The sequence below is a fragment of the Cryobacterium lyxosi genome, assembly GCF_004403345.1.
GTDB lineage: Bacteria > Actinomycetota > Actinomycetes > Actinomycetales > Microbacteriaceae > Cryobacterium > Cryobacterium lyxosi.
This window is the reverse complement of record NZ_SOGT01000001.1, coordinates 13,833-27,339: the sequence shown is the minus strand read 5'-3', so window position 1 is coordinate 27,339 and position 13,507 is coordinate 13,833. Positions and strand designations below refer to the sequence as shown.

Annotated in this window: 11 protein-coding genes; 7 read left to right on the top strand and 4 right to left on the bottom strand. The window is 67.3% G+C overall.

Translation table 11 applies throughout. The features are described 5' to 3' along the window. The first annotated feature begins 139 nt into the window (after positions 1–139). From E3T27_RS00115 to E3T27_RS00095, 4 genes are all read left to right on the top strand, one after another. Positions 140–3,154 (top strand): glycosyltransferase family 2 protein, encoded by a 3,015-nt coding sequence (locus E3T27_RS00115; protein ID WP_134571183.1) that lies wholly within the window; start codon positions 140–142, stop codon positions 3,152–3,154. Next, entirely contained in the window at positions 3,144–4,601 is a 1,458-nt protein-coding gene (locus E3T27_RS00110; protein WP_134571182.1) for a DUF5719 family protein, read from the top strand. Before E3T27_RS00115 ends, E3T27_RS00110 begins: the two co-directional genes overlap by 11 nt. Positions 4,602–4,813: 212 nt before the next feature. Continuing rightward, the gene (locus tag E3T27_RS00100; protein ID WP_134571285.1) at positions 4,814–5,737 is read left to right on the top strand and encodes an MTAP family purine nucleoside phosphorylase; all 924 of its coding nucleotides are present in this window, start codon (positions 4,814–4,816) and stop codon (positions 5,735–5,737) included. Continuing rightward, positions 5,734–6,867, top strand: a complete 1,134-nt coding sequence (locus E3T27_RS00095) for an NAD-dependent epimerase/dehydratase family protein (RefSeq protein WP_134571181.1) — start codon at positions 5,734–5,736, stop codon at positions 6,865–6,867. The genes E3T27_RS00100 and E3T27_RS00095 overlap by 4 nt, the downstream gene beginning before the upstream one ends. Positions 6,868–6,996: 129 nt before the next feature. Here E3T27_RS00095 and E3T27_RS00090 read toward each other — a convergent pair whose 3' ends face one another. Then, entirely contained in the window at positions 6,997–8,142 is a 1,146-nt protein-coding gene (locus E3T27_RS00090; RefSeq protein WP_134571180.1) for a sensor histidine kinase, read from the bottom strand. Next, complete coding sequence (locus E3T27_RS00085; protein WP_241992043.1) at positions 8,132–8,962, bottom strand: response regulator transcription factor; 831 nt, start codon at positions 8,960–8,962, stop codon at positions 8,132–8,134. The genes E3T27_RS00090 and E3T27_RS00085 overlap by 11 nt, the downstream gene beginning before the upstream one ends. A 251-nt stretch (positions 8,963–9,213) precedes the next feature. Here E3T27_RS00085 and E3T27_RS00080 point away from each other — a divergent pair, with 251 nt between their 5' ends. The 3 genes from E3T27_RS00080 to E3T27_RS00070 are packed head-to-tail and all read left to right on the top strand — an operon-like array spanning position 9,214 to position 11,365. Continuing rightward, the gene (locus tag E3T27_RS00080; protein ID WP_134571179.1) at positions 9,214–9,936 is read left to right on the top strand and encodes a glycosyltransferase family 2 protein; all 723 of its coding nucleotides are present in this window, start codon (positions 9,214–9,216) and stop codon (positions 9,934–9,936) included. Continuing rightward, positions 9,933–10,607 carry a TIGR04282 family arsenosugar biosynthesis glycosyltransferase gene (locus E3T27_RS00075; protein ID WP_104196560.1) on the top strand — a complete coding sequence of 225 codons (675 nt, stop codon included), beginning with the start codon at positions 9,933–9,935 and terminating at the stop codon, positions 10,605–10,607. The genes E3T27_RS00080 and E3T27_RS00075 overlap by 4 nt, the downstream gene beginning before the upstream one ends. Before the next feature lie 53 nt (positions 10,608–10,660). Further along, entirely contained in the window at positions 10,661–11,365 is a 705-nt protein-coding gene (locus E3T27_RS00070) for a class I SAM-dependent methyltransferase (RefSeq protein WP_134571178.1), read from the top strand. A gap of 98 nt (positions 11,366–11,463) precedes the next feature. On the opposite strand, the gene E3T27_RS00065 is transcribed toward E3T27_RS00070, so the two are convergent. Next, positions 11,464–11,982, bottom strand: a complete 519-nt coding sequence (locus E3T27_RS00065; RefSeq protein ID WP_134571177.1) for a hypothetical protein — start codon at positions 11,980–11,982, stop codon at positions 11,464–11,466. Then, positions 11,982–13,238: a molybdopterin-dependent oxidoreductase gene (locus E3T27_RS00060; RefSeq protein ID WP_134571176.1), complete on the bottom strand. Its 1,257-nt coding sequence runs from the start codon at positions 13,236–13,238 to the stop codon at positions 11,982–11,984. Before E3T27_RS00060 ends, E3T27_RS00065 begins: the two co-directional genes overlap by 1 nt. Between the last annotated feature and the right edge of the window lie 269 nt (positions 13,239–13,507).

Here is a 13,507-nt window from a genome sequence, read left to right as displayed (position 1 = left end):
TGCCCAAGCGGATTCCTGATCGGACCGTTGTCGCGACGCGGTGTGTGAACGGAAATTGCGGCATCCGCCCAGCCAATATTCGAGGCGCGCCCTCTCGGTTCAGGGCCGCCCGCCGATCCCGACCTAGGCTGGTTCTGTTATGCAACCGAGAGTCACCGCCATCCTTGTCGCCCGAAACGGCGCGAAACACCTTGAGCGAACTCTCAAGGCGCTGTCGCTACAGACCCGTAAACCCGACATTGTCATCACCGTTGACTGCGGCTCAAGCGATGCGACCGCGCAACTGCTCGCCGAATTCGGGCCGACGCAGTTCATTGCCGCCGACGCCGATCTGCACTTTGGACAGGCGATCGCTGCCGCCGTGCGCGTGACGCCGCCGCCCACGCACGATCGCGAGCTGCTCTGGCTGCTCGCCCAGGACAGCGCGCCCGATCCGACTGCGCTTGAGGTGCTCGTTGACGCACTCGAGATCGCCCCTTCGGTAGCCGTCGCCGGACCCAAGGCGATGGAGTGGATCGCCGGTGAATATATCCACAACTTCGGTGAGTCGATGACGCCGACCGGTACCACCGTCACCCTGGTCGAGAGCGAACTCGACCAGGGCCAACACGATGGCCTGAGCGACGTGCTCGCCGTCAGCGCCGGCGGTCTGCTCGTGCGCCACATGGTCTGGGAACAGCTCGGGGGATTCGACCCGGCTCTGCCGACCGTGGACGACTCGCTCGACTTCTGCGTGCGCGTGCGCCTGGCCGGGTATCGGGTGTCGGTCGTACCGGCTGCTCGTGTGGCATCGGCCGGTGACGGTGTTGCCGGACCAAACCAGTCCTCGCGGGGGCGCCTCCGTCGCCGTCGGGTACGGGCCGAACGCTCGGCCCAACTGCATCGCCGCCTGGTCTATGCTCCGGCCTGGACCTTGGTTTTTCACTGGCTGTCTCTACTGCCGCTCGCCTTTCTCCGATCGATCGGGCAACTGCTGCGCAAAGAACCGGGCGCGATTGTCGGTGAATTCGCTGCGGCATTCGGCGCCGCTTTCAACGGAACGCGCGTTGGCAATGCCCGCCGTTCCTTCGCCAGGACCCGAACTCTCGGCTGGGATGCCATTGCGACCCTGCGGGTTCCCTCAGCGGAAGTGCGCCGACGGCACGCGCTCAAGCGTGAGGCGAGCCTGTTCGGCCTGCACGGCGAACGGCCCGAAATTCGATTCTTCTCCGGCGGCGGCGCCTGGACCATGCTGGCCGCGGCCGTTGTGGGAATCATCATGATGGTGCCGTTGCTCGGCGCCGACACCCTGACCGGCGGCGGCCTATTGCCGCTTTCACCGAGCCTGCCCGAACTGTGGGCGAGCGTCGGCTACGGCTGGCGCGACCTCGGACTCGGCTTCGTCGGAGCGGCCGACCCCTTTGCCGCGGTCGTGGCCGTGCTCGGCTCGATCGCGTTCTGGTCGCCCTCGTTCGCGCTCGTGCTGGTCTACGCCCTGGCCTTTCCGCTCGCAGCAATCGGCGCGTGGATGGCCGCAACCCGACTGACCGACCGCGGCAGCCTGCGGGCCCTGGCCGCAGCCCTCTGGGTGCTGGCCCCGACGTTCCTGATCGCCCTCGCCACCGGACGCCCCGCCGCGATTCTCGTGCACCTGCTGCTGCCCTGGCTGTTCTTCGCCTGGTTCGCCGCCGCACGCACCTGGTCGGCGTCGGCATCTGCTGCCCTGCTGTTCGCTGCCGTTGCGGCCTGCGCGCCGTCGCTGGCCCCGGCACTGCTCGTGGGCTGGCTGTTCAGCGTGGCCCTGGCCGGCCGTCGGGTGATGCGCTTCATTGGTATTCCGATGCCGGCGCTCGCTCTGGCGCTGCCGCTCATTCTCGACCGGGGTCTGCGCGGGGACTGGCTGGCCCTCGTCGCTGACCCGGGCCTGCCCGTGCCCAGCGGGCACGCCCCCACCCTGCAACTGCTGCTCGGGCTGCCCGGCTCCGACGGCTGGGCGGCTGTGCTCGACCGGTTCGGGATCGTCGGCTTCGACCCGCAACTGTTCGTGCCCATCCTGCTCGCGCCTCTGGCCGTGCTCGCCCTGCTGGCGCTGCTGCTGCCCGGCGCGCGCCTGGCCAGCGGCGCCTGGCTGGTCGCGCTGCTCGGCTTGGGCACAGCCCTCGTCGCCAACCAGCTCGTGCTCGCCGCGATCGGAGCCGAACCGGTGCGCGTCTGGTCAGGTGCGGGCCTCAGCCTGTACTGGCTCGGCCTGATCGGGGCCCTCATTATCGGTCTGCGCTCGCTGCGCCGGTTCGCCTCGACGCCCGGCGTTGTCGCAGCCCTCGCCCTGGCCGTGGTGGTACTCCCGCTCATTGGTTCACTCCACGTCGGCACCGCGGTCGTGCGCGAGGGAACCGGACAGACCCAGCCGGCCTTCGTCGCCGCTGAAGCCCAGATCGACAACCGGGTCGGCACGCTCAAGCTCACCCCGCAGGCCGACGGCGGCCTGCTTGCGTCAATAGAGCGCGGCGTTGGCGCCACCCTGAACCAACAATCCACTCTGGACAGCACGGACCAGACCCTCAGCGTCCGTGAGAAAATGCTCGCGGAGCTTGCCGGCAACCTGGCTTCACGCAGCGGACGCGACGCCAGCGCGGACCTGGCCGAGTTGGGCATCCGCTTTATCGTCTTACAGCCGGCCGGTTCCAGCATCGACGCCGCCGACACCGCCTTGCGCACCGAAACCGCCCTCGATGGCAACTCGGCGCTCGCTCCGGTCGGCGACACCGAGTTCGGCCGCCTGTGGCAGTTCGGTGAAACGGATACTGCGGCGTCCACGCCCATACCGGCTCGCGCCGGCGGCGTCTTCGGGTTTGTAACCCTGCTCATCGCCTTCGCCGTAGTGGGAAGCGCGGTGCTGTTGTCGCTGCCCATCGGCGCCGGCCGTGAAGCTGTGCGGCAGGCTAATCGGGACGCGATACGCCGGGCGGCCCGCGCTGACGCCAAACAGAAGCCCAAACGGGTGCGGCGGGGAAAGGGCTCGGTTGCGTCTGACCTGAATACCGACCGGGACGTGCCGCTCGGCACCGACCTCGAAGCCGACCTCGCGGTAGACCGGGAGACCGGCGTCGGCACCAAACTGGAAGCACCTGATGGTGGCACCGCCGATTCCGTGGAGGACGACAATGCCCGATAAGAGCCAACTTGCCCGCATCGGCGGCCGGGCCGGACGCGGTGTGCTCGGCCTCGTCGGCATCGCCGTCGTCGTTGCAACGCTCGGCGCAGCCACGCTCGTCACCCTGCCGACTATCGAACGCGGCCCGCAATCCAGCGAGATATTGCCCCTGCCGAGCGAGCAACAGCGGGTCTGCCCCGGGCCGCTTTTGACCCTCGCCGAGGACTCGACGCAGGCGCAGTCCGCGTCGAGTGTGGGGGCGGCATCCGCTGTGTATGGCGCCGTTGATGCGGCGTCGCTGGAACAGATTCGGCCGCAGGTGACCGAGATCACCGCGGTCGATGATTCGAACGGTCGTCAGCCGCCGTTGGTGTTGACCGTTCCCGTGCAGAATGGTGCCACCGTGCCGCCATTGGTGGCTGGCAGCCAGTCGCAGGTTGCCGCCACCGACACCATTGGCGGACTCGCCGTCGCTGCCTGCGCTGAAGCGGTCAGCGATAGCTGGATCGTCGGGGGGTCGACCGATATCGGAAGCACCAGCCTGCTGCTGCTGAGCAACCCGACCCCCGTGCTCGCGACCGTCGACGTGATGGTCTTCGGCGAGAGCGGCCCCGTTGACGCGCCCGGAGCGACCGGCATTCTGGTGCAGCCGGGTGAGCAGCGGGTCATCTCACTGGCCGGCCTCGCGCCGAACCTGAAGTCGCCCGTGCTGCAGGTGTCATCGCGCGGCGGCCAGGTGGCTGCGTCACTGGAGCAGAGCAGTATTCAGGGTATCGAACCGGGCGGAGTCGAGATCGTCGGCGTCACCGCGACGCCCGCCACCAACCAGATCATTGCCGGGGTGCGCGTGATGGCGGCCGTCAGCGCTGAGACAGTCACGACGGGCGAGGGTTTCAACGCTGACACCCCGTCGATTCGGGTATTTGTGCCGGGCTCCAACGCGGCGACGGTGCAGATCGGAGTGACGAGTGCCGATGGCTCTACAGAGGGAACGTCGACCCAGGTGGACGTCGAACCCGGCATCGCCACCGAGATTCCGCTGGCGCCGTTGGCCGTGGGCAGCTTCTCCGTGCACCTGCGCTCCGACGAGCCGATCGTCGCGGCCGCGCGCACCGCCACCGACAGTGCCGGCGGAAAGGACTTCGGCTGGTTCTCTGCCTCGGCACCGCTGGCCGGTTCCTTCACCGTAGCCGTGGCCGCCGGTCCATCGCCAACCCTGCACCTGGTCAACGGCGGGGCAGAGGATGCCGCACTCACCCTCACGCCCACCCAAGGCACCCCGGTCGACCTCCAGATCGACGCCGGATCCAGCGCCACGGTGCCGGTGTCTGGCGGAGCGACCTACGTCGTGAGCGGTGGTTTGAAACTCTGGGCGCTCGTGGACTATTCCGGGGACGGGGTGCTGTCGTCCTTCGCGCTCAACCCGCCCGGGCCGCTGGCGTCCTCGATCCGCGTCTACACGCACTAGCTCTCCGTGGACGGGGCCCGGGCCCGGACCGTGGGCCCAGTTTATAACCTGGGCCCGGGGACGGGGCCCAGGCCCGGAACGTGTGAGGTGCCTGTGTGGCCGCGGCGGGCTTCCGGGGCATGCAGCTTTCAATGGCACACTGAACACTCGACTTGTAACCCGCTTGGGAGCCGCTTGTGACGCTTGACCCGACTGCCTCGATAGTCGACCCCGTGGTCGATTCTGTGGCTGACCCTGTGGCCGACCCAACCGCCCGGGCAGAGATCGCCGTGATCGGCGGCTCCGGACTCTACGAACTCATCGACCCATCCGGCGCCGTGACGCACCAGGTGCAGACGCCCTACGGAACCGCTTTGGTCACGATCGGCCTGCGCGCCGGTCGCCGCGTCGCGTTCCTGCCGCGGCACGGCAGTGGCCACAGTGTCGCTCCGCACCGGATCAACTACCGCGCTAACATCTGGGCTCTCGCCTCGATCGGAGTGCGCGCGATCATCTCCTCGTCGGCCGTCGGCGGCGTCACTCCGGAGTACGCGCCGGGGCTGCTCGTGGTCACCGACCAGTTCATCGACCGCACGAGCGGTCGCCCCGACACGTTCTACGACCGGGAATCGGTGCAGCACCTCTCCGCCGCCGACCCGTTCGACCCGTCGCTGCGCGGCTATGCCGTACGCGCGCTCGAGGATCTCGGCGAGAACTTCGCGCCGACCGGAACCGTCGTCGTCATTCAGGGCCCGCGGTTCTCGACCCGGGCCGAGTCGATCTGGTTCCGGTCGATCGGCGCGCACATCGTCAACATGACCGCCTACCCCGAGATCGTGCTGGCCGGCGAACTCAACATGGCCACGGTCAACCTGTCGTTCGTAACCGACGCCGACGCCGGCCTAGCCCCGGTCGCCGCCGCTGACGCCGCTGATTCCGGCAGCCCCACGCCGTTTGTCATCACAACCTCCAGCGAGACGGATGCCGTCACCGCGTCGGCCGTGTTCCGTCGCCTGCGCGACGCCCAGCCACGCATCCTGGCCGCGATCGACGGGATCCTGCGTGCCCTGCCGACGGACTTCGTCCCGCGCGAGCTCATCGACCCGGCCGAGGTCGACGCCGTGCTGGCACGTGGCGTGGCATCGGAGATCGCATGACCGTCGTGCTCATCACCGGGGGCGCAGGCTTCATCGGGTCCGCGATCGTCGATGCCGCTCTTGCCCACGGCTACACGGTGCGCGTGCTCGACTCCCTGCGCGCCGACGTGCACGGCCCTGCCTCGGTGCTTCCCCACGTTCCGGGTTCGGAACGTGGGTTCGGGGCCGGGAACGCTCGGCCGGCGGGGCTGGACCCGCGTGTGGAGTTCGTGCACGGCGATGTCACCGACCCTGCCACGGTCGCCCGCTCCCTCGCCGGCATCGACGTGGTGTGCCACCAAGCCGCCAAGGTAGGCCTCGGCGTCGACTTTGCCGATGCCCCCGACTATGTACACAGCAACGAGGTAGGAACGGCGGTGTTGCTGGCCGCGATGACCGAGAGTGGCATCTCTCGCCTGGTTCTGGCTTCGTCCATGGTGGTCTACGGCGAGGGCAGCTACCGTGGTCCGAACGGACCCACCCGGCCGGGCCCGCGCCTCGCGAGCGACCTCGACGCCGGACGCTTCGACCCCGTCGATCCCGAAACCGGGCAGGCGCTCGAACCCGTATTGGTGACTGAAACTGATCCGCTCGACCCGCGCAACGTTTACGCGAGCAGCAAACTTGGCCAGGAATACCTCGCCAGGGCCTGGGCTCGATCGACCGGCGGGCGCGTTGCCGCCCTGCGGTACCACAATGTCTATGGTCCGGGCATGCCGCAGAATACGCCCTACGCGGGAGTTGCGTCACTGTTCCGGTCGGCGATCGAGCGCGGTGAGGCCCCGCGGGTCTACGAAGACGGGCGCCAGCGCCGCGACTTCGTGCATGTGCGAGATGTTGCCGCGGCCAACGTGGCCGCGCTGGAGTTCACCGCTTGGGAGGGATCCGCGCATTCCGGAGCTGTGCGCCCATTCAACGTGGGCAGCGGAATCGTGCACACCATCGGTGACATGGCCACCGCCCTCGCTGCTGCTACGGCGGGCAGCCTGGCTCCGATCGTGACCGGGCAGTATCGGCTCGGCGATGTGCGGCACATCACCGCGTCCTCCGAGCGCTTGCGCACCGAACTCGGCTGGTCGGCTCAGGTCTCGTTCGAAGACGGTATGCGCGAGTTCGCCACGGCTCCGCTGCGCGCAGCAGTGCGTCCCTGACCGAGCCCCGCGCGTGCGCTCGGCGGCCGATTCATGCAAGCCGGGGGGATTTTCACAGGCTGCCGCTCATTTTTTCGGGCGGGCCCGGGTGCGCCGCACCTCGTTTTCCTGACTGAGCAACCAACCCCGTCACGCCAGCGGATGCTGCGGCAACAGCAGCTCAAACCGGCATCCGTTCTCAACATTGGTCACGGTCACCTGCCCAGCATGTGCACGCACGATTCCCTCGACGATCGCAAGGCCCAACCCGGCACCGCTGCTGTGGCCGGCGCCGGCCCCGGACGCGGTGCGCGGCTCGCTCGCTCGCCAGCCGGCCTCGAACACCCGGCCAAGGTCCCGCTCGGGAATACCTCCGGCCGCATCGACGACCGAGATCACCGCCCGCCCGTCGACGTGCGCGGTGACCGAGACGACGATAGCGCTCCCGGCCGGGGAATGCTGAATAGCGTTCATGACCAGGTTACCGACCGCGCGGGCGAGCTCGCGGGCATCCGCCTGCAGCGTGAGACCGCGCTCGCCTTCGAACCGCAGGTGGAGGGATTTTGCGAGGGCGACCGGCGCGAGATCGGCGATTGTGTCGCTGATCAAGTCATACAGGGCGACCCGTTCGAGGTGGAGCTGGAGGGTTCCGGCGTGGATCTTGGACAGCTCGAACAGGTCATCGACCATGCCGCTGAGCCGGTCGACCTGCCCACGGATCTGCACGTAGTAGCGCTGGGGGTCTGGCGCCATGCCGTCTTCGAGGGCCTCGGCCATGGCGCGAATACCGGCGAGGGGCGTGCGGAGGTCGTGCGAGATCCACGCCACAATTTCACGGCGGGACGCCTCCATGCGTTCCTCCCGCTTGCGGGATTCGGTCAGTCGATCGGCCGTCTCGGCCAGTTCCCCCGCGAGCGAGGCGAACTCCGTACTCGTATGCCGCTCCGGGGATGTGACAGCTTCGCCGCGGCCGATGCTTGCTGCCGCGGCCCGAAAATACTGGTTGTCGCGCGCAAGTGAGCGCCCCAGCACCGCGGCCATCACGAGCGACACGATCCCGGCGACGACGGCCACCGTATAGAACATGTTCAGGTCGTGCGCCGAGATATACATCAGCGACGCCACCGCAGACGTTCCGCTGACCACCGACACAATGGTCGCGAACGCGACAATGACCACCTGAATCACGAGCGACCCCCGCGACAGCAGGCGCAGTGTCAGCAGGGCGAGCGCCCCCACGACGAGCGCGCACCCGAGTGCGATGCCAACGACGGTCGCAAACATCTCAGCGCTCATCGAGACCCTTCGTCAACTCGTCAACGCTGCTCTCGTCAACGCTGCTCTCGTCAACGCTGCTTTCATCAACGCTGCTTTCGCTGGCGCCGAGCGGAACCGGATCGAACCGGTATCCGACCCCCCACACCGTCGTGACGAGAAGCGGATGCGCCGGGTCGGCCTCGATCTTCTCCCGCAACCGCCGCACGTGCACGGTCACCGTGGACAGGTCGCCGAACTCCCAACCCCAGACCGAACGGAGCAACTCCTCGCGGGTCAGTACCTTCGACGGCCGCCAGATGAGGTAGGCGAGCAGATCGAACTCGCGGGCGGTGAGCACGAGCGGCTGGCCGCGCAGTCGAATATCGTGCGCGGCCAGGTTGAGCGAGAAGTCGCCGACATCGAGAATCCCCTCCGGAATGTACTCGGTGTTGCTTCGTCGCAGCACCGACTCCACCCGCAGCACGAGTTCCCGCGGCGAGAACGGCTTGACCAGATAGTCATCAGCGCCAGCTTCGAGGCCCTCGATGCGGTGTTCCTCTTCGCCGAGCGCGGTCAGCATGATCACCGGTAACGCGCCCCAGTTCACGCGGATCCGCCGGCACACCTCGATACCATCCATCAGCGGCAGCATACGGTCCAGCACCACCAGATCGGGCAGGGCGATTTCGGCCTGACGCAGGCCGGCGAGCCCGTCGGTGGCTTCATCCACGACGAATCCGGCGGCGCGCAGGTACCGCCCGACCACCTCGGATACCATCGGGTCGTCCTCGATGACGAGCACGCGGCGGCCAGCGAGGGCATCCGTTTGGGGCGGCGCAAAATGTTGGGTGGGGGGCACCCCCCCAGACTAGGCGCGCCGCCGCCGCGCGCGCACCAGCCAGGCGGATGCCTTTGCCTTCGGAACGGACCGGGGCGAGCTCGAATTTGGAACCGGGGCTCGGTCGCCGGGGTGGCGCCAGTGTTTCGCGCCCACCCGGCACTGTCATCCGCCCGCCGAGGAACACTCTCCACACGGGTTCCCCAGCTTTTTTCCGTGTTTCGTAATCTTTTTCACCCCGCACACCCAGACATCCCGCCTAAGTTCGCCTAATGATCAATTTCCGGGTGGACGTTGTGTTGCCCTGCCTGAACGAGGCGCAGGCCCTGCCGTGGATTCTCGAACGCATGCCGGTCGGCTACCGCGCGATCGTTGTCGACAACGGCTCGACCGACGGATCGGCCGCAATCGCCCGTAGTCTCGGCGCACAGGTCGTGCACGAAAATCGCCGCGGATTCGGTGCCGCTGCCCACGCCGGTCTCCTGGCGGCCACGGCTCCGATCGTGGCATTCTGCGACGCCGACGCCTCGATGGACCCCCGCGACCTGCCGCTCGTGGTCGACCCGATCAGCGCTGACGAGGCTGATCTCGTGCTTGGGCGCCGCCGCCCCACCACCCGCAACGCCTGGCCTCCGCACGCCCGTCTAGCAAATACCTATCTTTCCTGGCGACTGCGCCGAACAACAGGTGTGAATATTCATGACCTTGGCCCTATGCGAGCGGCGCGCCGAGACCACCTTCTCGCCCTCGACCTCATCGATCGCCGTAGCGGGTATCCGCTGGAGATGTTTCTGGGTGCCGCAGCGGCCAACTGGCGTATCCGTGAAGTCGATACCCCTTACGCGCCGCGCGTCGGCCGCAGCAAAGTGACCGGAACCGTGCGCGGCACTCTCACCGCCATCAAAGACATGTCCGCGCTGCTCAGTACCAATTACAGAAGACCAGCCGCTGCCGCCAACATCGACCCCAGCATCCGGAACGAGGCCCGCTCATGACCGCGATCGTCGTCATTGCCAAGGAATGCCTGCCCGGCAAAGTCAAGACCCGGCTGCACCCGCCGCTCTCGCTCGAGCAGGCGGCTGAACTCGCCGCCGCCAGCCTCGCTGACACTCTCGCCGTTGCGTCACAATTGCCGGCAACGCGCTACATTCTGGCGTTTGATGGCGTGACTGCGCCGGTGGAGGCCTCCGCGTGGGAAATTTTGCCGCAGAGCACTGGAGGCCTTGACGAACGCCTCGCTGCCATCTTCGACACCCTCGCCGAGCCCACTCTGCTGCTCGGAATGGACACCCCCCAGGTCAGTGCTGAGCTGCTCGCCCCCGTATTCACGGACTGGGGCGACGAAACGGATGCCTGGTTCGGCCCGGCCGACGACGGCGGCTTCTGGGCGCTCGCTTTGAAAAGCCCGAGTGGAACGCTGCTCCGGGGTGTCCCGATGAGCCGCTCCGACACCGGTGCCCACCAGCTGCGACGCCTCGACGAGGCCGGGCTCAGCGTGCGCCTCTTGCCGACACTCACCGATATCGACACCATAACGGATGCTCACACCGTCGCCTCGGTCGCCCCCCGCACGCGCTTCGCGCGAGCTTTCGCGGGGGTGCGGGCATCCGCTCGCCTGCAGAACGCCGATTTTCTGCCCACAGCCCTGAGCGGGGCGCGCTCGTGACCCTCGTGTCGCCTCGTCTGTGGGAGCAGTGGGCAAACGGAACAGTCGAAAACGTGGACCGCGCGACCGCGGAACGCTTTCGCCGCCCGAGCACGTTCGGAGCTGGCGGGTCCGAACCGTATGCCCAGGCGTTGCAGAGCGACGACAACGTGCTCTACCTCCACGGCAATCGGGCCGGTGCCGACCCGGGCACGCCGATGCGCGTGTCGACAATGCACGCCGGGCGCTGGAGCGCTGGAGCCGATCCGATCGACCATTCCTTGCTCGACGGGGCTGCCGGACCGGTGCTCGACATTGGCTGCGGACCGGGCCGCATGATTCAAGCCGCCGTCGACGCGGGACTCAGCGCCCTCGGAATCGACGTTTCGCCGACCGCCGTGCGAATCGCCCTCGCGGCCGGTCTCGCCGTTCTGCAACGCTCCGTCTTCGACGACATTCCGTTGGAGGGAACCTGGGCGACCCTGCTGCTCGTCGACGGCAACATCGGCATCGGTGGTGATCCCGACGCCCTGCTCGACCGATGCGCGTCGTTGCTCGCCGTCGACGGTGTGCTCGTCGTTGAGGTGCACCGCGACCCCGAGCATGACCTCGCCTACGAAGGCACCCTGCACGACGCCGCCGGACACACGAGCGACGCGTTCCCGTGGGCCGAACTCGGCGTCAGCGCCCTGTGTCGTCGGGCCGCGAAGGTCGGACTGGTGCAGGTCGCCGAATGGACCAGAGGCGGCCGTTCTTTCGCCCGCCTGGCCCGCTCCTAGCTGCCATCCTGCACCCACGAACGGGGCCCGGGCCCCGTCCGTGGGCCCAGTCTATAAACTTGGCCCACGGCCACAAGGTGGGCCCGGAGCTCGACACGTCACCGCCCGGAGTCGTCCGGGAAGGCCTCGACCGGGCTACGCCAGCGCAGGAACGCCCATACCGACAGCCCCACGGTGACCAGGGCCAGCAGGAGCCAGAAGATCGCAAGGTTCAGTCCGTAATTCAGCGGGAGCACGGTCGGATTCGCGGGTGCGAAATTCTTCGCTACGAGCGTCGGCACCGCGATCAGCGACACGATCGACCCGACCACTATTGCGCCTTGAACGATCGCAATGACCGTGCCGGTTACGCGCCGACCGGCACGCCGAAGCGCGATCCCGAACGCGAACACGATCGGCGCCAGAATCGCATCGTGCAGCACAATCGCCGCCGCAATCCACAGTGCGACCCCCGGTATGCGGGTTAGCCGTACCGAATCGAACATCACAAACGCGCCCCAGGCAAGCAACAGCACACCGAGACCCAGCAGAGCCAGGCGGATGCTGCGCATCCGTCGGCTGGTCGACGCCGGGATTCCGGCCGGCGGGGGATTCAGCCCCGTCCTACTCGTCGTCATCAGATCGCCTCGATTCGGCTGAGCCATTTGGTCTGCAGTACGCCGGGGCGGCCCGGCGCGATCATGCGCGCAGGATACCCGTGCTCGAGGTCGAGCGTCTCACCGTTTAGTTCGAGCGCGACGAGGGTGAGCGGGTCCCGCACATACTCGCGGCCCATCTGGGTTTTGCTGAAGCTGCCGCGTTCTTCAAGGCTGATCAGACGAAACGAGGTGTCCGGGTCGGCGCTCAACAAGTCGGCCAGGTCGCTCAATCGCACGCCGCGCCAGTGGGCCATCTGGCTCCAGCCCTCGACGCAGGCGATCGGAAGCTGAACCTCGGTCTGCGGCAGCGCCAGCAACTCGGAACGGGTGAAGGAGCGTTCGGTGCCGGCCACCGCCACGGTGAGGGTCCACCCCGCGGCCAGGGCGGCATCCGCTACCTTGGCCTGCTCGCTCGTGCGGTTCACCGGAACGCCCTGCTGGCCGACGCCCTTCTTGCGCGGCCCAAACAGGTTGACCGCGTTCAGCGGCGTGAAGGTCTGGCCAGCGGTCAGGCCCACGACGGCAGTGGTGGCCACGCCGACCGTCGTGAGGAATCCGCGCCGACTGACGCTGCTGGTCAGGGTGCGCGGCGTCGCGTCGATGTAATCGAGTACGCGCCCGGTCACGCCGCCGGGCCGGCTGCTGCCCCACAATCGCACGGCCTCCGCGTTGGAAGCCCGATCGACCGAGGACACGTCTTCCGGATGCTCGCTGTCTAGGGACCCCTTGCTCCAGTACCGAGTGATCATCGGGAGTTTCACCCCGATATGTATAACCAGCAACCCGATCAGCGCCCAGCCGAGCGCGAAGTGCACCTGCCGAAACGGAAACGGCCACGGATACCACTGAAAAGTGTTGAGCAGCCCCATCGTGATCTGCACGAGCGAGGCGCCCACAAAAAGGGCGATCGAGGCCCGTTCCAGAAAATGAACGAGCCCGCGTACCGGGGGATAGGCGAACAGGTTGGGAAAAACGATGTACAGCTTGGCCAGCAACAGGGGAAAGCAGGCGATTCCCGCGATGATGTGCGTGCCCTGCGTCACCTGGTACAGAAACTCCGGTCGCGTCGCAAATCGCATCCAGTCGAGGGGTTCCTGCAAAAAATGACTGTACAGGCCGGTGCCGAAGCAGATCAGAAAAGCGGCGCCGAGCAGCCGCCCGATCACTGTCGCCATCCGCGGATTGCGCACCGGCGATGCCAGCGCTCGCTGGGCCTCGTACATCAATCGCCGCATGCTTCTATTTCATCACCACACGGTCGCTAAAAGCGGTATAAATTTCTTACGATGTGCACATGGCCAAACTTATTCCCAGAAAAGTCGCTGGTAAGAATCATTTTTCATCGGGCTGGCCGGGTCGGTCAGGCGCATTGAGGCCATTACCGGGAGGTTTCGCTCCCTGACCCACCGCACTGTCGGTGGGTGTCACTAGCGTGATGGGTATCTACTCGCTGAGACTCGTGCCGAGACTCAGGAGAAGCACGATGAAGGTTTTGGTCGCGACG

Coding starts and splice junctions, on each gene's coding strand:
- E3T27_RS00115 (WP_134571183.1), top strand. CDS start 140: ATGCAACCGAGAGTCACCGCCATCCTTGTCGCCCGAAACGGCGCGAAA.
- E3T27_RS00110 (WP_134571182.1), top strand. CDS start 3,144: ATGCCCGATAAGAGCCAACTTGCCCGCATCGGCGGCCGGGCCGGACGC.
- E3T27_RS00095 (WP_134571181.1), top strand. CDS start 5,734: ATGACCGTCGTGCTCATCACCGGGGGCGCAGGCTTCATCGGGTCCGCG.
- E3T27_RS00090 (WP_134571180.1), bottom strand. CDS start 8,142: ATGAGCGCTGAGATGTTTGCGACCGTCGTTGGCATCGCACTCGGGTGC.
- E3T27_RS00080 (WP_134571179.1), top strand. CDS start 9,214: ATGATCAATTTCCGGGTGGACGTTGTGTTGCCCTGCCTGAACGAGGCG.
- E3T27_RS00075 (WP_104196560.1), top strand. CDS start 9,933: ATGACCGCGATCGTCGTCATTGCCAAGGAATGCCTGCCCGGCAAAGTC.
- E3T27_RS00065 (WP_134571177.1), bottom strand. CDS start 11,982: ATGACGACGAGTAGGACGGGGCTGAATCCCCCGCCGGCCGGAATCCCG.
- E3T27_RS00060 (WP_134571176.1), bottom strand. CDS start 13,238: ATGCGGCGATTGATGTACGAGGCCCAGCGAGCGCTGGCATCGCCGGTG.